The organism is Stenotrophomonas sp. Steno-C18 (assembly GCF_056393195.1).
Window position 1 is genome coordinate 301,440 of the sequence record NZ_JBWJOX010000004.1, and the last position, 19,017, is coordinate 320,456.

At 68.3% G+C, this 19,017-nt stretch carries 15 protein-coding genes; 9 read left to right on the forward strand and 6 right to left on the reverse strand.

All coding sequences use genetic code 11. The features are described 5' to 3' along the window. The first annotated feature begins 2 nt into the window (after window positions 1–2). Genes rng through tldD form a run of 3 tightly spaced genes read left to right on the forward strand, consistent with a single transcriptional unit; the run spans window position 3 to window position 6,853 of the window. Window positions 3–1,493, forward strand: a complete 1,491-nt coding sequence (gene rng / locus AC06FE_RS10770; RefSeq protein WP_132864416.1) for a ribonuclease G — start codon at window positions 3–5, stop codon at window positions 1,491–1,493. A gap of 39 nt (window positions 1,494–1,532) precedes the next feature. Continuing rightward, window positions 1,533–5,360, forward strand: coding sequence for a YhdP family protein (locus tag AC06FE_RS10775; protein ID WP_478073023.1), 3,828 nt, complete (start codon window positions 1,533–1,535; stop codon window positions 5,358–5,360). Window positions 5,361–5,407: 47 nt separating this feature from the next. Further along, window positions 5,408–6,853 (forward strand): metalloprotease TldD, encoded by a 1,446-nt coding sequence (tldD, locus tag AC06FE_RS10780; RefSeq protein WP_313256181.1) that lies wholly within the window; start codon window positions 5,408–5,410, stop codon window positions 6,851–6,853. Between the two features lie 220 nt (window positions 6,854–7,073). Here the strand turns inward: tldD and yjgA are convergent, their stop codons facing one another. Beyond that, window positions 7,074–7,661: a ribosome biogenesis factor YjgA gene (gene yjgA / locus AC06FE_RS10785; protein WP_478073024.1), complete on the reverse strand. Its 588-nt coding sequence runs from the start codon at window positions 7,659–7,661 to the stop codon at window positions 7,074–7,076. A gap of 188 nt (window positions 7,662–7,849) precedes the next feature. Here yjgA and pmbA point away from each other — a divergent pair, with 188 nt between their 5' ends. Both pmbA and AC06FE_RS10795 read left to right on the forward strand, forming a co-directional pair. Next, complete coding sequence (pmbA, locus tag AC06FE_RS10790) at window positions 7,850–9,217, forward strand: metalloprotease PmbA (protein ID WP_478073025.1); 1,368 nt, start codon at window positions 7,850–7,852, stop codon at window positions 9,215–9,217. A 107-nt stretch (window positions 9,218–9,324) separates the two neighbouring features. Then, window positions 9,325–9,699: a DUF4870 domain-containing protein gene (locus tag AC06FE_RS10795; RefSeq protein WP_132864410.1), complete on the forward strand. Its 375-nt coding sequence runs from the start codon at window positions 9,325–9,327 to the stop codon at window positions 9,697–9,699. A 177-nt stretch (window positions 9,700–9,876) separates the two neighbouring features. Here AC06FE_RS10795 and AC06FE_RS10800 read toward each other — a convergent pair whose 3' ends face one another. The 5 genes from AC06FE_RS10800 to AC06FE_RS10820 all read right to left on the reverse strand — a co-directional run bounded on the left by AC06FE_RS10800 (window position 9,877) and on the right by AC06FE_RS10820 (window position 14,629). Further along, window positions 9,877–10,755 carry a polyprenyl synthetase family protein gene (locus tag AC06FE_RS10800; protein ID WP_478073026.1) on the reverse strand — a complete coding sequence of 293 codons (879 nt, stop codon included), beginning with the start codon at window positions 10,753–10,755 and terminating at the stop codon, window positions 9,877–9,879. After that, window positions 10,745–11,005: an exodeoxyribonuclease VII small subunit gene (locus tag AC06FE_RS10805; RefSeq protein ID WP_132864408.1), complete on the reverse strand. Its 261-nt coding sequence runs from the start codon at window positions 11,003–11,005 to the stop codon at window positions 10,745–10,747. Before AC06FE_RS10805 ends, AC06FE_RS10800 begins: the two co-directional genes overlap by 11 nt. 30 nt (window positions 11,006–11,035) lie before the next feature. Further along, window positions 11,036–12,334, reverse strand: a complete 1,299-nt coding sequence (gene tilS, locus AC06FE_RS10810) for a tRNA lysidine(34) synthetase TilS (protein ID WP_478073027.1) — start codon at window positions 12,332–12,334, stop codon at window positions 11,036–11,038. A 61-nt stretch (window positions 12,335–12,395) separates the two neighbouring features. Then, entirely contained in the window at window positions 12,396–12,932 is a 537-nt protein-coding gene (locus AC06FE_RS10815) for a WG repeat-containing protein (RefSeq protein WP_478073028.1), read from the reverse strand. Next, complete coding sequence (locus tag AC06FE_RS10820) at window positions 12,929–14,629, reverse strand: alkaline phosphatase (RefSeq protein ID WP_478073029.1); 1,701 nt, start codon at window positions 14,627–14,629, stop codon at window positions 12,929–12,931. Before AC06FE_RS10820 ends, AC06FE_RS10815 begins: the two co-directional genes overlap by 4 nt. A 151-nt stretch (window positions 14,630–14,780) precedes the next feature. Here AC06FE_RS10820 and AC06FE_RS10825 point away from each other — a divergent pair, with 151 nt between their 5' ends. The 4 genes from AC06FE_RS10825 (at window position 14,781) to AC06FE_RS10840 (ending at window position 19,008) form a co-directional block, all read left to right on the forward strand. Continuing rightward, on the forward strand, window positions 14,781–16,103 hold the full coding sequence (locus AC06FE_RS10825) for a dicarboxylate/amino acid:cation symporter (RefSeq protein ID WP_192286237.1): 1,323 nt from the start codon (window positions 14,781–14,783) through the stop codon (window positions 16,101–16,103). 301 nt (window positions 16,104–16,404) lie between these two features. Then, window positions 16,405–16,932 (forward strand): hypothetical protein, encoded by a 528-nt coding sequence (locus AC06FE_RS10830; RefSeq protein WP_132864404.1) that lies wholly within the window; start codon window positions 16,405–16,407, stop codon window positions 16,930–16,932. Next, a complete protein-coding gene (locus tag AC06FE_RS10835; RefSeq protein WP_192286236.1) occupies window positions 16,929–17,570 on the forward strand; it encodes a hypothetical protein in 642 nt (213 codons plus the stop codon). Before AC06FE_RS10830 ends, AC06FE_RS10835 begins: the two co-directional genes overlap by 4 nt. A gap of 49 nt (window positions 17,571–17,619) precedes the next feature. Next, the gene (locus AC06FE_RS10840; RefSeq protein WP_478073030.1) at window positions 17,620–19,008 is read left to right on the forward strand and encodes an adhesin; all 1,389 of its coding nucleotides are present in this window, start codon (window positions 17,620–17,622) and stop codon (window positions 19,006–19,008) included. Window positions 19,009–19,017 lie beyond the last annotated feature (9 nt).

Genomic DNA, 19,017 nt, shown 5'->3' on the forward strand with positions numbered 1-19,017 from the left:
ACGTGTCCGAAGAGATCCTGGTGAATGTCACCCCGCGCGAAACCCGCGTGGCGGTGATCGAGAACGGCATGCTGCAGGAGCTGCACATCGAGCGCGGCTGGCGCCGTGGCGTGGTCGGCAACATCTACAAGGGCAAGGTGCAGCGGGTGATGCCGGGCATGCAGGCCGCCTTCGTCGAGGTCGGCCTGGAGCGCGCGGCGTTCCTGCACGCCAACGACGTGGTGCGCCCTGCACCGGTGGCGGCCGACACCGAGGAAACCGCGCCCAGCCTGCCGCTGCCCTCCTCGGTGCCGATCGTGGAACTGCTGCGCGACGGCCAGGACGTGGTGGTGCAGGTGGTCAAGGACCCGATCGGGACCAAGGGCGCGCGCCTGACCACGCAGATCAGCATTCCCTCGCGCTACCTGGTGCTGTTGCCACAGTCCAAGATGGTCGGTGTGTCGGCGCGGATCGAGGACGAGGCCGAGCGGGCGCGGCTCAAGGCACTGGTCACCGAGATCTCCGCCCAGCACGGTGGCTACGGCTACATCGTGCGCACCAATGCCGAGGGCCAGCCGGCCGAGGCGTTGGCCGAGGACATCTCCTACCTGTCGCGGGTCTGGAACGTGGTCGAGCGGCGTGGCCGCGAGGCGCCGCCGGCCAGCATCATCTACGAAGACCTGAGCCTGCCGCTGCGTTCGGTGCGCGACCTGATCCGCAAGGACGTGGACAAGGTCAAGGTGGACTCCAAGGAAACCTTCAACCAGCTCAAGGCGTTCGTCGCCAAGTACATGCCGGTGCTGGACGAGAAGCTGGAGCTGTACACCGGCGACCGCCCGATCTTCGACATGTTCGGCGTGGAGGACGAGATCGTCCGCGCGTTGAACAAGCAGGTGCCGCTCAAGTCCGGTGGCTACCTGGTCATCGACCAGACCGAGGCGATGACCACCATCGACGTCAACACCGGTTCCTTCGTTGGCCAGCGCAACCTGGAGGAAACCGTATTCCGCACCAACCTGGAGGCGGCGCAGACGGTGGCCCGGCAGCTGCGGCTGCGCAACCTGGGCGGGATCATCATCATCGACTTCATCGACATGGATGATCCGGAGCACCGTCGCCAGGTGCTGCGCACGCTGGAGAAGGCGCTCACCCGCGACCATGCCAAGACCACCGTCTACGACTTCTCGCCGCTGGGCCTGGTGGAGATGACCCGCAAGCGCACGGTCGAGAGCCTGGAGCGGCAGCTGTCGGAGACCTGCCCGCAGTGCAGCGGCCGCGGCAGCATCAAGACCGCCGAAACGGTGACCTACGAGATCTTCCGCGAGATCACCCGCGCGGTGCGCCAGTTCGACGCCGCGCGCCTGCTGGTGATCGCCTCGACCAAGGTGGTGGCGCGGATCACCGACGAGGAGTCCGCGGCGGTGGCCGAGCTGGAGGAATTCCTCGGCAAGAGCATCCGCTTCCAGGCCGATGACCAGTACCTGCAGGAACAGTTCGATGTCGTGCTGCTCTGACCGCAGCCATACCCCCGTCAGGGAGGACGGCGTGGTCCGATGACCACGCTGTTGCGCTATCGGCTGCGTCACCTCCGCCGTCATGTGCTCATCGCACTGGCGGTCGTGCTCGTGGCCGTGGCGTTGCTGGTCGGGACGATCAGCCAACTGCTGCCGATGGTGGAGTCGCACCCGGACAAGGTTGCCGCGTGGTTGAGTGAACGCGCCGGCCTGCCGGTGGCGTTCGACCGGCTGGACACGCGCTGGACCCGGCGTGGCCCGCTGCTGCAGCTCGACGGGCTGCGCATCGGCCAGGGCAATGGCGTGCGGGTGGGGCAGGCCGAGGTACTGGTGGCGATGTACTCGGGCCTGCTGCCGGGCGAGCCGCTGACCGAACTGCGCCTGCGCGGGTTGGCGCTGACCCTGGAGCGCGCCGATGACGGGCGCTGGTCGGTGCGTGGCCTGCCAAGCAGCGAAAGCGGCGGCGACCCGCTGGAGGCCCTGCGCCGCCTGGGCGAGCTGCAGGTCATCGGTGGGCAACTGCAGGTGATGGCGCCGTCGATCGGCATCCAGACCCGGATTCCACGCGTGGACGTACGCCTGCGCGTGGATGGCCAGCGCCTGCGCGTCGGCGCGCGGGGCTGGATCAACACACAGGCGCCGCCACTGACGGCGGTGCTGGATTTCCAGCGCAGGCAGGGCGATGGCCAGGCCTGGTTCGCCGCCGAGCCGGCCGACCTGGCCGCGTGGTCCCCGTTGCTGCAGGTGGCCGGCGTGCAGGTACGCCAGGGTAGCGGCGAGTTGAATGCCTGGGTGCAGTTGCAGGACCACCGCGTGGTCGCGGTGACCGCCGAAGGCGAACTGGAGCAGGTGCAGCTGTCCGGCGCGCCGCTGCAGGGCGCGACCGCGGCGCCGGGCGTGAGCTTCCGCAACCTGCAGCTGCGCGCGCGCTGGACCGCGCTGGATGGCGGCTGGCGGGTGGACGCACCGCGCCTGCGCATCAACGACGGTACCAGCGCGGGGTCGCAGGTGCTCGACGGCCTGCTGCTGGCCGGCGGCAAGCATTTCGCGCTGCAGGGACAACAGTTGGACGTGGCGCCGCTGCTGCAGGTGGCGGCATTGAGCGACCGGGTCGAGCCTGGCCTGCGCCGCTGGCTGTACCAGTCGCGGCCGAGCATGCGTTTCGGTGCTGTGCGTATCGCCGGCAGCGCGGATGGCCCGGTGCGTGCCGAGGGTGAACTCCTCGATGCCAGTTTCCGCACCGTCGGCAACAGCCCGGGCATCAGTGGCCTGCGCGGGCATTTCGAAGGCGACGGGCAGGCGGTGTCGCTGGACCTGCGCCCCGACCACGTCGTGCGCTTCGATTGGCCCACCGGTTTCGGCGTGCTGCATGAGCTGCAGTTGTCCGGGCAGGTGATCGGCTGGCGCGAAGGTGCCGGCTGGCAGGTGGGGACGCCGGCCCTGCGCGTGCAGGGCAAGGATTACGCCGCCGACGTGCGCGGCGGCCTGTGGTTCCAGGGCGACGGCACGCGGCCGTGGATCAACCTGGCGGCCAAGATCGACGACGTGCCGCTGACCGCCGCGAAGGGGTTCTGGGTACGTTCGAGCATGAGCAAGGCCGCGGTGGACTGGTTGGACGCGGCGCTGGTCGACGGCACCCTGCGCGGCGCCACCGGCCTGGCGGTGGGCGACCTGGATGATTGGCCGTTCAAGGGCAACAACGGTCGGTTCGAGGCCGGTGGGCACATCGTCGATGGCAGCATCCGTTTCCACCAGGACTGGCCGGTGATGCGCCGGATGGATGCGGACATCACCTTCATCGGTGCCGGCTTCGACGTGCACGGCAAGGGTGAACTGGCCGGCGTGAAGGTCGACCAGATCCAGGCCGGCATCGCCGACTGGGGGCAGTCGCGGTTGCAGGTCAAGGCGACCACCGCCGACGACAGCAACCGCCTGCTGGCGATGCTGCGGCAGAGCCCGTTGCAGGCCAGCTACGGCGACACGCTGGACAACCTGGCCCTGCGCGGCCCGGCGGCGGTCAACTTCGACCTGATGCTGCCGCTGCACCGCGATGAGGGTCCCGGCGTGCTGCAGGGCGACGTGGACCTGCGCGGCGTGCAGATGGCCGACAAGCGCTGGGACCTGCAGTTCGACAATGTGCGCGGCAAGATCAACTACAGCGGCGGCGGCTTCGAGGCACCGGCGCTGCAGGTTCGCCACCAGGAGCGGGATGGCGTGCTGGCCCTGCGCGCCGGCATGCCGGTGAAGGATGCCTCGCATGCCTTCGAGGCCGAGCTGACCGCTGCCCTGGACGCGGGCAAGCTGCTCGATCGCGCGCCGGAACTGGGCTGGTTGAAACCGTACATCCATGGCACCTCGGACTGGACCGTGGGCGTCACCCTGCCGGCGACCGCAGTGGGCGCACGCACCGCGGCACCGACCCTGCTGACCCTGGATTCGAACCTGCAGGGCACCCGCCTGCAGTTGCCGGCGCCGCTCAACAAACCTGCGGCCGACGCACTGCCCACGCACGTGCAGGCGGCGCTGCCGATGGGCGCCGGCCGCATCGACGTCGCCTTCGGCAAGGTGATGGCCTTGGCCGCGCGCAGCCAGAATGGCAAGACCGGCGTGCAGGTGACGATGGGCAGCGACCGGGTCGACCACGAGCCGCCGGCCGATGGCCTGATGGTCAATGGCCGCACCCCGTCGCTGGATGCGTTGGAGTGGATCAGCCTGGCCAAGGGCGGCGATTCCAGCGACCCGGGCGGGTTGGCGCTGAAGCAGGTGGACGTGCTGGCCGACCAGTTGTTGCTGATCGGCGGGCGCTTCGAACAGACCCGTCTGCAGCTGCGACCCGGGGCCGATGCGGTCGCGGTGCAGCTCAATGGCCCGGCGCTGGCCGGCAGCCTGCACATTCCCACCGCCGATGGTGGAACCGTCAGCGGCCAGTTGGACCGGGTGCATTGGCAGGCCGCCCAGGCGGCGACGGTGGAGTCCTCGGACACCCCGCTCGCACCGATGAACCCGGCCAACATCCCGCCGCTGGCGCTGGACATCGGCGACCTGGAGTTCGGTGCGCTCAAGCTGGGCCAGACCCGCCTGCGGACCCGGCCCTTGCCCGACGGCCTGCAGGTGCAGGAGCTGCAGGTGCGCGCGCCCAGGCAGGTCATCGACCTGCAGGGCACATGGCGCGGCGTCGGTGCACGTGCGGCCACGCAGATGAGCGCCAACGTGCAGACCGAAGACCTGGGCGACCTGCTGCAGCGGCTGGGCTACGGCGGCCAGGTGCGCGGCGGCGAGGGGCGCATGCAGCTGCAGGCCGGCTGGAACGGTTCACCGATGGCCTTCAGCGCCGCCAGTCTGGAAGGCGGGTTGGACATGAGCGTGCGCAATGGCCAGCTGCTGGAAGTGGAACCCGGCGCCGGCCGCGTGCTGGGCCTGCTCAGCGTGGCCCAGCTGCCGCGCCGGCTGCTGTTCGATTTCCGCGACCTGTTTTCCAAGGGCCTGGCCTTCAACCACGTCGAAGGGCATGTGCGATTCGCCGGTGGTCTGGCCAGTACCGACCGGATCGGCATCGAGTCACCGGCCGCCGACATCACCATCCGTGGCCAGGCCGACCTGCGCAGCCAGCAGTTCGACCAGACCATCGACGTCAACCCGCGCTCGGGCAACCTGCTGGCCGTGGTCGGTGCCGTGGCCGGCGGCCCGGTCGGGGCGGCGGTGGGCGCGGCCGCCAATGCCGTGCTCGGCAAGCCGCTGGGTACCATTGGCGCCAAGACCTACAAGGTGACCGGCCCGTGGAAGGATCCCAAGGTGGAGGTGATCGACCGCGACGAAACCCGCGCCGCGCCGCCGCCCGCCGCCACTGACGCCGCCCGCACCCCCTGATTCACCGCCGGCTTGCCTCGCGCGGGCCCGCCCCCATCTGGATAGTCATGACCGATAACGCCCTCACGCTTGCCGAGACCCGCCTGCTGCTGCCGGCCGGCCTGGACGCCAACCGCCTCGAACGCACCTTCGGCACCCTGCTGGGGCCGGGGGTGGACTTCGGCGACCTGTATTTCCAGCATTCGCGGCGCGAGAGTTGGAGCGTGGAGGACGGCATCGTCAAGGACGGCGCCCATTCCATCGAGCAGGGCGTGGGCGTGCGCGCCATCGCCGGCGAGAAGACCGGCTTCGCCTATTCCGACGACATCCAGCCGGCGGCGTTGCTGGCGGCCGCGCAGTCGGCGCGCGCCATCTCCCGCGAAGGCGGGGCACAGAACGTGCGGTCGCTGGTGCGTGGCAGTGGCCGCGCGCTGTACCCGGCGCTGGACCCGGTGGACAGTCTGGGCAACGAGGCCAAGGTCGAGGTGCTCAAGCGGCTGGACCGTTACCTGCGCGCGGCCGACCCGCGCGTGCAGCAGGTGATGGTGAGCCTGTCCGGTGGCGTGGACACCGTGCTGATCGCGCGCAGCGATGGCGTGCTCGCCGCCGACGTACGCCCGCTGGTGCGGCTGAACGTGCAGGTGATCGTCGAGCAGAACGGGCGCCGCGAGTCCGGCTATGCCGGCGGCGGTGGACGTTACAGCTACGAGGAACTGTTCGCCGGAGACCGCCCGGAAGGTTTCGCCCGCGAGGCCCTGCGCCAGGCGCTGGTGAACCTGGAGGCGATCCCGGCCCCGGCCGGGGTGATGCCGGTGGTGCTTGGCCCGGGCTGGCCGGGCGTGCTGCTGCACGAGGCGGTGGGCCACGGCCTGGAAGGCGACTTCAACCGCAAGGGCACCAGCGTCTACGCCGGCCGCATCGGCGAGCGCGTGGCCTCGCCGGGCGTGACCATCGTCGACGACGGCACGCTCGATGGCCGTCGCGGCTCGCTCAACATCGACGACGAAGGCACCCCGACCCAGTGCACCACGCTGATCGAGGACGGCATCCTGGTCGGCTACATGCAGGACACGCTCAACGCGCGCCTGATGGGCGTGGCACCGACCGGCAACGGCCGTCGTGAATCGTTCGCGCACATGACCATGCCGCGCATGACCAACACTTACATGCGTGCCGGCAACCACGATCCGCAGGAAATGATCCGTTCGGTGAAGAAGGGCCTGTACGCGGTCAACTTCGGCGGCGGCCAGGTCGACATCACCAGCGGCAAGTACGTGTTCTCGGCCACCGAGGCCTACCTGATCGAGGATGGCAAGGTCACCGCGCCGGTGAAGGGCGCGACCCTGATCGGCAACGGCCCGGAGACCATGCAGAAGGTGCGCATGATCGGCAACGACCTGGCGCTGGACGAAGGCGTGGGCATCTGCGGCAAGGATGGCCAGAGCGTGCCGGTCGGCGTGGGCCAGCCGTCGCTGTTGATCGATGGCCTGACGGTGGGCGGTACGCAGGCCTGAGGTTGGCGGCGGACAGCGCCCTCATCCGCCCCTTCGGGGCACCTTCTCCCGCGCACGGGAGAAGGGCGGTCTGCGCGCGGCTTGAGCTGCCGCTGTGCGGGAAGTCATAACCCTTCTCCCGCCTGCGCGAGAAGGTGCCCCAATGGGGCGGATGGGGGCAATGCTCCTGCTTTACCGTACGAACCGCCGAGAACACCAATCCACCAAGGAGCCGAAGCCCTTATGCCTGGTCGTCGTCCAGCGCTTCGTCTTCGTCGTCCGCTTCTGCTTCCAGCCCTGCGGTTGCCTGCGGCGTCAACATCAGCCCACGCAGCACCTGGTAGATCTCGCGGTAAGCGCGCGGCGGCTTGTTCCTGGCCTTTTCCGTCAACGCATTGCGTACCAGGGTGCGCAGCTGCTGGCGGTCGGCGTCCGGGTGCTCGTCCAGCAGTTCGGCCAGCGCGGCATCGCCCTCGGCCATCAGGCGCTCACGCCAGCGCTCCATGCGGTGCATGATGGCCACTTCGCGACGGGAGGTTTCGCTGTTGGCGTCCATCGCGTCGCGGATCGCTTCCAGGGTTTCATCTTCCTCGCGCCGCATCTGCTTGGCCAGGAAGGCCAGCTGACGCTTGCGCGCGCCGTGCGAGGTGATGCGCTTGGTGTACTCGATGTGCTCCAGCAGGCCTTCGGGGATCGGCAGGCGTGCCAACTGGGCCGGGGTCAGGTCCACTAGCTTTTCACCCAGGGCCAGCACTTCCAGCGCCTCGCGCCGGTTCTGGCTGCGGCTTTCACTGAAAAACTCACCGGTGTCTTCGTCACGTCCACGCATTGCACTGCTACCCACTAAACTTCAAGCATTGAAAGGCCGGCCGATCGAGGCCGGGGTTTGGCGGGCCGCCCGTCGCGGATGAGGTCCGGTCTAGGCCGGACAGCCGCGTGGCGAGGCACCCGCGACCCAGCACCCGGGCAAGGATGGCCGGGCACATGTGAAGGGAATCTCCCTACAAGGATAAAGCATTGAACGTCATCACCACCGATACCCCCACCCACGACGACAGCCTGCAACGCCTGGAAACGCTGGCCGACATCTCCCAGCGGCTGCTGGAAAAAGCACGCGCGATGGGGGCCACCCAGGCCGAGGTCAGCTGCAGCGAAGAGCGCGGGCTGGACGTGAACGTGCGCCTGGGGGAGGTGGAAACGGTGGAGTCCACGCATGACCGTGGCATCGCCGTGACCGTGTATTTCGGCCAGCGCAAGGGCAGTGCCAGCACCGCCGACCTGCAGGAGGGCAGCCTGGAGGCCACCGTCGCCCAGGCCTGCGCCATCGCCCGCCATACCGAGGACGACCCGGCCGCGGGCCTGGCCGATGCCGAACTGATGGCCACCCATTTCCCCGACCTGGACGGCTGGCACCCCTGGGCGCTGGGCGCCGAGCAGGCGGTGGACCTGGCGCTGGCCTGCGAGGCCGCCGGTCGCGGCGCCGATGGCCGGATCAGCAACTCCGACGGGGCCTCGGCGGCCACCGCGCAGAGCCTGTCGGTGTATGCCAACTCGCACGGCTTCATCGGCCGTGAGCGCAGCAGCCACCATTCCATTGGTTGTGCGCTGATCGCCGGCAGCGGCGATGGCATGCAGCGCGATGGCTGGTACACCAGCGCCATCGCCCGCGAAGACCTGGACGACCCGGCGGCGGTGGGCCTGCGCGCGGCCGAACGCACCGTCGCGCGCCTGCAGCCGCGCTCTCTGCCGACCGGGCAGGTGCAGGTGCTGTTCGCTGCCGAAACCGCGCGCTCGCTGATCGGCCACCTGCTGGGGGCCGTGTCCGGCGGCGCGCTGTACCGGCGTGCCAGCTTCCTGCTCGACAGTGCCGGGACGCAGCTGTTCCCGGACTGGTTCGGCATCGACGAGCTGCCGTTGCTGCGGCGTGGCCTGCGCTCCAATGCGTTCGACGGCGAGGGCGTGGCCACGCGCGATTCGGCCCTGGTGTCGGCGGGCGTGTTGCAGCGGTACATCCTCGGCAGCTATTCGGCGCGGCGGCTGGGGCTGAAGACCACCGCCAATGCCGGCGGCGTGCACAACCTGCGCGTGGCGGCCAATGCCGGCGACCGTGCGTCCATGCTGTCAGGTATGGGGACCGGCCTGCTGGTCACCGAGCTGATGGGGCAGGGCGTGAACGGGGTGACCGGTGACTATTCGCGCGGTGCGGCAGGCTTCTGGGTGGAGAACGGGCAGATCGCCTACCCGGTCGACGGCATCACCATCGCGGGCAATCTCAAACAGATGTTTGCCGGCATTGAAGCGGTCGGCAGCGACGTGGACGTGCGTTCGCACGTGTCGGTGGGGTCAATTTTGGTCGGAAAGATGACAATTGCGGGTAATGATTGACGGATCCTTGTCAAAGGTCGGACTATTCTCATAATGGCCATGGAGCCATCCTTACACCGGCACTGTCGGCGTATCTTTCAACCCATAACAAGGATCTAGGGGAAGCAATGAGCGACTATCAGAACACCACGCCTCCGCCGGCACCGGCAGGAAACTCGAGCTCGGATGACAACACCATCGCCATGCTGGTGCACCTGTCGGGCATCATCCTGAGCTTCATCGTGCCGCTGATCATCTGGCTGGTGAACAAGGACAACCAGGACAAGAAGTTCCTGTCCGACAACGCCAAGGAGGCGCTCAACTTCCAGATCACGCTGATCGGCGTCTACATCATCGGCACGATCCTGACGATCATCCTGATCGGCGCGCTGATCAACTTCGCTGCATGGATTGCGTGCATCGTGTTCAGCATCATCGCTGGCCTGGCTGCCAACAAGGGCCAGACCTACCGCTATCCGATGACCATCCGCCTGATCAAGTAATCAGCGCGCTGGTCGCAGGAAAAAGCCCGGGATTTCCCGGGCTTTTTTGTTCCTGATGCGAAGGGGAGCGGTGAGCGCGGCCTTGGCCGTGGGACGGGCGATGCCTGCCGCCGGCGTCGGAGATGCCATTGTTCCAGCTGTCCCGGCTTCTTCGCCGCCGAGGCCGCTCGGGCAGCCTCAGTGCCTGCGACGGACGGTCAGTTCGGCCAGCGCGGCCAGTGCCCCGGCACGTGCGCCGAACGGGGCCAATGCATCCTGCATGGCCTTGGCCAGCTCCTCGAGCGTGGCCTTCGCACCGTCCATGCCCAGCAGCGAGGGGAAGGTGGACTTGTCCTGTGCCTGGTCCTTGCCAGCGGTCTTGCCCAACTGTTCGGAACTGGCTTCGACATCGAGGATGTCATCGCGCACCTGGAACGCCAGCCCCAGTGTGTCGGCGAATGCATCCAGCTGTGCCAGGTCGTCACTGCCGGCATTGCCGCACAGTGCCCCCATGCGTACCGCCGCGCGGATCAGCGCGCCGGTCTTGAGCGCATGCATGCGCTTGAGGTCGGCCAGCGACTGCTGCTTGCCGGTGGCATCGATGTCCAGCGCCTGGCCGCCGCACATGCCGGCGGCACCGGAGGCCGTGGCCAGGGTGCGCAGGCAGGCCAATGCCAGCTCGGCGGGCATCTCGGCCTCGGCCAGCACTTCGAAGGCACGGGTCTGCAGGGCGTCACCGGCCAGGATGGCAGTGGCCTCGTCGAAGGCGATATGGGTGGTCGGGCGACCACGACGCAGGTCGTCGTCATCCATCGCCGGCAGGTCGTCATGCACCAGCGAATAGGCGTGGATCAGCTCGACCGCGACGGCGGCGGCATCCAGCCGCGCCGGTGCGGCATCGAACAGGTGGCCGGCGGCATGCACCAGCAGTGGACGCATGCGCTTGCCGCCACCCAGCCCGGCGTAGCGCATGGCCTGGTGCAGACCCTGCGGGGCGCGTTCGGGATCGGGAAGGACGTGCTGCAGGTGCTGTTCGGTGCGTTGCAGCCAAGCGGCGAACAGGGCGTCAGTCGTCATTGCCGGTGCTGCTGAAAGGCTCGGATTTCTCGGGCTGGGCCGGATCGGTGAGCAGGCGCACGCGCAGTTCGGCCTGTTCCAGCGCCTGCTGGCACTGGCGATACAGGCCCACGCCGCGCTCATAGGCGGTCAGTGACTGCTCCAGGCTCAGGTCGCCGGCTTCCATCTTCTCGACCAGTTGCTCCAGCTCCTCGAGCGACTGCTCGAAGTGGGCGACCGGGGAGGCTTCATTGGGGGACTTCTTGGGCATGGCGCCAGTGTAGCGGCCAGCGGGAAAGGGTCAATTCGACGGGTGCGGCGGCTGCCAGTGCAGGCGCGCGCCATGTGCCTGCAGCCAGTGCTGCAGCGTGCCGGAAACAATCCGGTCGCCGGCGGCCAGGACATCGTCCCCGTCGCAGAGCAGGGGCAGGTGCGGTCGCAGCCAGGGGGGGACCTCGGATTGCTGCAGGCACTGCTTGAGCGCGTGGCGGTGCGTGCGCTGCGGCAGGTGGATGTGTTCCCCGCCCCTGCGCTGGCGCAGCAACAGTGGACGGTCCAGCCGGTCCGCGCCCTGCAGCGTCAGCACGCCGCCGTCCGGCAGCAGGGCAGGGACATCGCCCTGCCAGGGCTGCTGCCAGCCGGCGGGCCAGGGCGACAGCGCAGGCACGACATGCAACTGCCCGCGCCAGCGCCGGATGCGGGCGTGCTGCCAGCGGAATTCCGCGGGCTGGTCATGCCCGGCGGACAGCAGCTGCTGCTGGATGACGCGCACACCGTTGCCGGGCAATGGCGGCAACCCCTGCTGCTGTACCCAGCGCCGCAGCACGCGTGCCTGCGCGGTGTCGGGCAGGGCGCCGAGGGCGTCGATCCGCAGCGCGCCGGAGGCGTCCGTGCAGGACTGCAGCGCGGCGTCGTCCTGCGTGGCCAGCAGGTCGCTGGCCTGCGCGGCAAGGCCGGCGCTGCGCGCCAGCGCGGTGGCGGCGTGCGGCCAGCGTTGGCGCAGCAGGGGCATCAGCTGCAGGCGCAGGAAATTGCGGTCGACCTCATCGTGCTGGTTGCTGGGGTCTTCGATCCAGTGCAGCCGATGGCGCCGCGCATGGGCTTCCAGCGCTGCACGCGGCACCTCCAGCAGTGGTCGCCACAGCTGGCCATGGCCAAAGGCGCGCAATGGCCGCATCGCGGCCAGTCCGTCCACGCCGGAACCGCGCAGGGCGCGCAGCAGGAAGGTTTCGGCCTGGTCGTCCTGGTGGTGGGCCAGCGCCAGCCATTCGCCTGCCTGCAGGCAGGCCTGGAAGGCGGCATGGCGCGCGGTGCGCGCCGCCGCTTCCAGTCCGTCGCCGTCATCGCGGCGCACGGCCACGTGGATGACCTGCAGGGCGATGCCCCAGCCCGCGCATACCTGGTGGCAGTGTTCGGCCCAGGCGTCGGCCTGCGCCTGCAGGCCGTGGTGCACATGCACGGCGCGCACGCTGCCGGCGGCGCGGCCCGGCGCCTGCGCAAGCAGGTGCAGCAGCACGGTCGAATCCAGCCCGCCGCTGAAGCCGACCATCACCGGATGGACGGACGCCGCGTCGAGCAGGGCAGGGGAAAGCAGGTTCATGGCGGTGCCGAGTATCGGCGCCGGTTGCGGCGGCCGCAATGCGGGGCAGGGCGCCGATGCTTCAACGCGCGGTGGACAGATGCGCGCCCTGCCGGTCGATGCGGAAATGCGTGCCACCGACGATGCCGGTATGGCCGCCGGCGTCCGGCGGGCCTTCGTGGCAGCCATTGCAGACCTCGGCGCTGCCGTTCTCGAACGGGAAGCCCCAGTCGAAATGTTCGCCAAAGGCCGGCTGCAGTTGGGTGTCGTAGTAGCCGATGCGGCCGTCCACGCGGGCGCGGGTCAGGCCTTCCTGGAAATAGTCCGGGCCATTGTCGTAGGTGATGACCGGCAGGTGCCGGCCATCGCGGCGCACGTAGTAATACTGGTGGCCGGCCTGCAGGGCGGCCAGCCCGTTCTCGTCGAACTGCAGCGCGGCCAGTGCGGCCGCGCTGATGACGAGCGTGCCCGGTGCGGTCTGTTTGCAGCCGGGCAGCACGTCGGGACGTCCGGTGTCGCGGCGGTAACAGGCCTCCCCGGCATGCGCCAGGCAGGACAGCGCGAGCAGTGGCAGCAGGGCTGCCACCGCGCCGAACCGATACCGTCGCGCGCGGCTCACGGCGCCTTGCGTTCGAACTGCCTGGGCTGCGGCAGTTCCACCGGCACGCCCTGCGCATCGCAGGTGCCCAGCTCGCACAGGCGCGCACGCAGGCGCGGTGTGGCCTGCACGATCAGGTGGTAGATGGTGTTCTGTTCCATCGTGCCGCGCACCGCCTTGCTGCCCGGGCCACGTGCCCAGATGCCCACGTCCTCGCCACCGTGCGATTCGGCCTTGGCCGGGACCAGGGCTTCCTGCATGTAGTCCGGGTGCTCGGTGTCGACATGGGTCAGGTCCGGGCGGCCCACGGCGGGCTCGAAGCTGCTCGGGCCGTGCGGGAACTTCTTCGGGCCGGCCGGCTGCTGGTTGCTGGCGCCGGTGTAGCCCGGTCCATTGGCGTAGCTGAGCGTGGTGTAGGGCAGGCCCAGGCCGTCGCGGGCCAGGTCCAGCTTGCCGGCGCCGTCTTCGCCGCCCTTGTCCTTGACCTTGCCCAGGATCGGGTTGCCGCGTGCCGGGTAGCCGACGAAGTTCAGCGTGTGCGAGTGGTCGGCGGTGACGATGATGAGCGTGTCGTCGGCCGAGGTGGCTTCCACGGCGGCCTTGACCGCGTCGGACATGGCGATGGTGTCGCCCAGTGCACGGGCTGCATTGCCGCTGTGGTTGGCGTGGTCGATGCGGGCGCCCTCGACCATCAGCACATAACCGTCCTGGTGCTTGGACAGGTTGGCGATGGCGGCGCGGGTCAGCTCGGCCAGCGAGGGCTCACCGCCGCGGTCCTTCGAACGGTCCTGCTCATACTGCATGTGGTCCGGCTCGAACAGGCCCAGCAGTGCCGGGGCGTTGGCCGCGGCCTTGAGCTGGTCGGCATTCCAGACGTAGGCGCCCTGCGGGTGGGCGGCCTGCCATTCGGCGACCAGGTTGCGGCCGTCCAGGCGCAGGCCGACCTTGTCCGCGTACTCCGGGTCTTCCTCGTTGACGGTGGTGAACTGGCCGCGGCCGCCGCCCAGTGCGACCAGCGGGCCCTGGCCGTAGCGCGAGGTCGACAGCAGCTGCTGGGCGATGTCCACGCAGCCGGCGGCCTTGGCTGCTTCCGGCAGGTCGGTGTCGTTCTCCCAGTTGCGTTCCGGCGAATGCGCGTAGGTGGCGGCCGGGGTGGCATGGGTGAGGCGGGCGGTGGAGACGATGCCGGTGGCCAGGCCGGCGCTGTCGGCCAGCTGCAGCCAGGTCAGCAGGCCCTTGGACAGGCTGTCGCTGCAATCGCTGCGGATACCGGCGCTGACGCCGATGGCGCCCATGTGGGTCTTCACGCCGGTGGTGATGGCGGTCATGGTGCCGGCCGAGTCGGGCGTCTGCGAGTCGGTGTTGTAGGTCTTGCTGAACGCCGTGGCCGGGAAGCGCTCCCAGGACAGCAGGTTCTCCTCGCCCGAGCTGCCGTGGCGCTGGCCTTCCAGGATGCGCGCGGCGGCAACGGTGGTCAGGCTCATGCCGTCGCCCAGGAACAGGATCACATTCTTGGCCTTGCCCGCCATGGCGCCATTGCCGGCGGCGCGGGCCGCGCCATCGCGGTACCACCATTGCGGGGTTTCACCGGCCGGATGGGCCACCGTCGGCACGTCCACGCTGACCGCGGCGGCGGTGCTGGACTGCGGGGCGGTGCTGGCGCAGGCGCCCAGCAGCAGGGAGGTCAGGGCGGCGGAAAGGAATGTGGCTTTGTGCATCGGGAAAGGTGTCGCTGGCATGTTGTCAGGCGTTCATTATGGTCAAGCACGGAAGGCATGCATATGACACGCAGCTTTTCCCTGCCGGGATCGTGCTGTGGCAAGGCTTGCGCTATCGTGCCCAGCTTGGATTTTCTGATGGATTCCTTCTATGAACGTGGTGTCTGCCTGGCTGCGGATCCCCTTCTGGCTACGCGTGGTCGGCGGCTTCGTGCTCGGCGCGCTGGCGGGGTGGGCGATGGGGCCGGCGGCCGAGACCTTCTTCGGTCCGCTGGGCGAGCTGTACGTCACCCTGATCAAGATGATCGCGGTGCCACTGGTGTTCTTCGCGGTGGTCAATGCGATCGGCTCGCTGCACGGGCAGAAATCGCTGGCCGCGCTCAGCGGGCGGACCTTCCTGTGGTTCGTGATCACCGCCGCGCTGGCGGTGGGCATCGGCCTGCTGGTGGGTACGGTGATGCAACCGGGCATCGGCGGCCTGAAGCTGGCCATGGACGGCACCTACACGCCGCGCGACGTGCCGTCGGTGACCAAGGTGCTGATGGACGTGGTGCCGTCCAACGTGTTCTACGCACTGGCCGGCATCGGCACCAAGGTCAATGCCGCCGGTGAAACCGTGCTGGCGGCCGGGCGCGGCTCGATCCTGCCGGTGATCTTCTTCGCCGGGCTGCTCGGTTTTGCGATGGTCAAGCTGGGCGAGAAGGTCAGCGAGGCGCGCAAGCTGGTCGGCCAGATGAGCGAGATCATGATCCAGGTCACCCGCTTCGTGCTGGAGATGACCCCGCTGGGTACCTTCGGCCTGATCGCCGGCCTGGTCGGCAGCTACGGGTTCGACAAATTGCTGCCGCTGGGCAACTTCGTGCTGGCGCTGTACGTGGCCTGCGCGCTGCAGATCGTGGTGGTGTACAGCAGCCTGCTGCTGGTCCATGGCCTGAACCCGTGGAAGTTCTTCCGTGGCGCCGCGCCGGGCATGCAGGTGGCGTTCGTGGCCTCCTCGAGCTTCGCGGCGATGCCGGTGGCGATGCGTTCGATCACCGACAACCTGGGCGTCAACAAGGACTACGCATCGTTCGCGGTGCCGCTGGGCGCCAGCATCAAGATGGACGGCTGCGGCGCGATCTATCCGGCGCTGTGCGCGGTGTTCATCACCCAGTACACCGGCGTGCCGATGACCCCGGAACAGTACCTGATCGTGCTGATCGCCTCGGTGCTGGGCAGCTTCGGCACCGCCGGCGTGCCGGGCACGGCGGTGATCATGGCCACGGTGGTGCTGAGCGCGGCCAACCTGCCGCTGGAGGCCATCGGTTACCTGTATGCCATCGACCGCATCCTGGACATGATGCGCACGATGACCAACGTCACCGGGCAGATGGTGGTGCCGGTGATCGTGGCCAAGGAAACCGGGCTGCTCGACCAGCAGGTCTACGACGGGTCGAGGACCGCCATCACCGCGGGGGGCGACCCCCGCAGCTGAGGGCGTGACATCGCTTTCGTCCGCATCCAAGGCCGGGGCAACCCGGCCTTGCGCGTTCGGGGTGTAGCAGGCTGTAACAGCGGGCTGTAACACCGCCGATACACCCCTCGGAAGGCACGTATTGGCTGGCCCGAGCCCCACTGAATGGAGGGCCCTTACGGCCGGGCTCCCGGCCTGCCGGTGTGACAGCGATACAGCAGGCGTTGTTACGCTTTCATCGTAACTGCATGTATTTGAAGTAAAAATCCTGTTGGCATGGTTGCTGCTCACTCCTCCCGTGAAACCCGGCAGGGAGGAAGCAATGGACAGCACAACCACCAATCGACGTATCGCCCTGATGGGCGCGATGGCCTTGCTGCTGGCGGCCAGTGGTGTCGCACAGGCATCGGGCGCACGCCAGGGCGTGAAGGCACAACCCGGCGAGATGGTGTTGCTGCGCGATGTCTCGGCGCGGCCGGCGTATCGCATGCAGCCGCCGGGCATGGCGTTGATCGCCGACCCGTCACCGCGCAAGGAGCTTGGCTCGGCGCTGGGCGCCGGGGGCATGGACGAACTCAGCGATGCCGACTACGCGGACATGCAGTCCGGCTTGGCCGATGCCGGGATGGCGGGCCATGGCCACACCACGGTGGAGCGCGTGACCGGTGGCGTGGTCGGCGGCACGTTGGGCCGCGTGACCGGTGACGGTGGCCCGCTCTCCGGTGGCCAGTTGTCCCGTGCGATCGGCGGCCCGATGGGCGCGGTGGGCGGTGCAACCCGTGGCATCGGCGACCAGGTGCGCGGCGCGTTGGCACAGTTCCCGCTCGGCCAGCCGGCAGGTGGCAAATGAAGCGCCTGCACCCGACCGTCGTGGCATTGCTTGGCCTGGCCTGCGTGGCAGCGCCAGCGCTGGCCGGTGCGCAATCGCAGGCGGACAGCTACAACGGCATGTTGTCGTACCTGTCGGCCGACAGCCGCATCGACGGCAACGCGCTGGCCGGCAGCAACGGCTCGATCAAGGTGAACCAGGCCGCCGGCGACCTCAACCTGCAGGCCAACCTGCACAGCATGGCCAGTGGCCGTCACGCCGATGCCGGCGTGCGCGTCGGCCAGCAACAGCACGGAAACGTCTTCAATACACCGCTGCAGGCCTCGGCCTCCATCGGTGGCAATGCGCTGGCCGGGGCCAGCGGCATCGCATCGATCAACCAGGCCAGCGGTGGTGGCAACACGGCGTTGAACGCCGTGAGCGCGACGCTGGCCGCACAGGGCATACGCGAGGCAAGCGATGACGCGATGGCGTCCTCGGCAGCGCTCGCGTCGGCGGGGGAGCAGCCTGTCGCCAGCGATCCACGTGCCACCCGCAGGGTGGGCGTGGAGGCATCCGCCATGCGCGGATTCGACGGCGTGCTGCAACTCAATCAGATCGCGGGATCAGGCAATGCAACGGCGAACAGCCTGAGCATCTCCGTGCAGGCCATCCCGTGAGCAATCGTTCCATCCACCCGATGCATCAGAGAACCTGAAGAGGGGCACCATGAAAGCGATTAAATGGACCGTACTCGCCATGGCGGTAACCGCATTCACGATGAGTGCGGCTGCCAATGCGGCGGACAACCAGAACAAGAGCGCCAACATCGATCACCAGCACAACGTGAACGAGACGCGCACCAATACCAACACCAACATCAATACCAACGTCGACACCGACGTGGACCTGAAGCTCGACGCCGCCGCCGTGCTGCGTTACCGCGACTCCCGCAGCAACTCGGTGAGCAACAAGGAAGTCACCGAGACGGTGCAGAAGACCTCGAACATCACCGCCGACGAGCGCAAGGAAAAGAACAACCACGGCGTCGACGTGAACCTCGAGAAGGACATGCGCCTGAGCTCGGACGTGAACTTCTCCGGCGACCCGACCATCACCGGCAACATCGACCTGGACTCGGCGGCGATCGCGATCATCGACAACCGCCAGTCGATCTCGGGAAACACCGCCGAGAACGGGCTGTTGACCAACGATGCCGCCATTGGCGATGACGTCGGTTCCAATGCCTCGGGCAACCTGGGCTTCAACGTCGCCGCCGGCGACAACAACGCCCAGGACAACGCCGCAGCGCTGTCCGCGGCCGACGCGTCCTTCAGCTTCGGCATGGCCGACGCCGAAGTCTTCGTCAACCAGAGCGGCATGAACAACGCCACGATGAACTACGGCGTGACCAACAACGCCGGCATCGGTGGCAATGCCTTCTCCGGTGCGGCCGGCAACATCGGCGTGAACGTCACCTCGGGCAACAACAACGAGCAGAAGAACGCGTTGGCCGCCTCGGTCGCCACCAGTGCCTATGCCACCTCGAGCATCAGCTCCAACCAGGTGTCCTCGGGCAACGACGTGACCAACGATGGCTACTACGACTACGTCGTGAACAGCTACGCCATCAACATGTCCGGCAAGGTCACCGGCACCACCAAGGGCACCGGATCGGGTACCTACAGTGGCACCGGCAACTCCTACCAGAAGACCAACTTCTACCCGGACAACTGGAGTGGCAACACGCACACCGGTGGCAACCAGACCGGCCATACCGACTGGGACAACCAGACCCAGGGTGCCGTCGCCAATCCGAACCGCCCGGGCGTGGGTGGCATGGCGTGGGATACCGACGAGAAGGGCAACCTGTCGTTCTCCGAGATGGGCACGGCTGACCTGACCGCCAGCCTCAGTGGCCACGTGATCGACATCGACTGGATCGCGGTGGATGCAACCAACACCGCCTCGCTGTCCGGCGGCGCGTTCTCCAATGCCTCCGGCAACATCGGCGTGAACGTGTCTTCCGGCACCGGCAACCTGCAGGCCAACAGCCTGGCACTGGCCGTTGCCCAGCCCTCCACCGGCGGCGGTGGCGGTGGTGGCGAAGGCCCGTAATCGAACAGG

Excerpts from the sequence above, each read along its gene's own strand:
- AC06FE_RS10805 (WP_132864408.1), bottom strand. The coding sequence starts at position 11,005 with ATGCCCAAGAAGTCCCCCAATGAAGCCTCCCCGGTCGCCCACTTCGAG.
- AC06FE_RS10825 (WP_192286237.1), top strand. The coding sequence starts at position 14,781 with ATGAACGTGGTGTCTGCCTGGCTGCGGATCCCCTTCTGGCTACGCGTG.
- AC06FE_RS10830 (WP_132864404.1), top strand. The coding sequence starts at position 16,405 with ATGGACAGCACAACCACCAATCGACGTATCGCCCTGATGGGCGCGATG.
- AC06FE_RS10795 (WP_132864410.1), top strand. The coding sequence starts at position 9,325 with ATGAGCGACTATCAGAACACCACGCCTCCGCCGGCACCGGCAGGAAAC.
- yjgA (WP_478073024.1), bottom strand. The coding sequence starts at position 7,661 with ATGCGTGGACGTGACGAAGACACCGGTGAGTTTTTCAGTGAAAGCCGC.
- tilS (WP_478073027.1), bottom strand. The coding sequence starts at position 12,334 with ATGAACCTGCTTTCCCCTGCCCTGCTCGACGCGGCGTCCGTCCATCCG.
- AC06FE_RS10835 (WP_192286236.1), top strand. The coding sequence starts at position 16,929 with ATGAAGCGCCTGCACCCGACCGTCGTGGCATTGCTTGGCCTGGCCTGC.
- AC06FE_RS10840 (WP_478073030.1), top strand. The coding sequence starts at position 17,620 with ATGAAAGCGATTAAATGGACCGTACTCGCCATGGCGGTAACCGCATTC.
- AC06FE_RS10820 (WP_478073029.1), bottom strand. The coding sequence starts at position 14,629 with ATGCACAAAGCCACATTCCTTTCCGCCGCCCTGACCTCCCTGCTGCTG.
- AC06FE_RS10800 (WP_478073026.1), bottom strand. The coding sequence starts at position 10,755 with ATGACGACTGACGCCCTGTTCGCCGCTTGGCTGCAACGCACCGAACAG.
- AC06FE_RS10775 (WP_478073023.1), top strand. The coding sequence starts at position 1,533 with ATGACCACGCTGTTGCGCTATCGGCTGCGTCACCTCCGCCGTCATGTG.
- tldD (WP_313256181.1), top strand. The coding sequence starts at position 5,408 with ATGACCGATAACGCCCTCACGCTTGCCGAGACCCGCCTGCTGCTGCCG.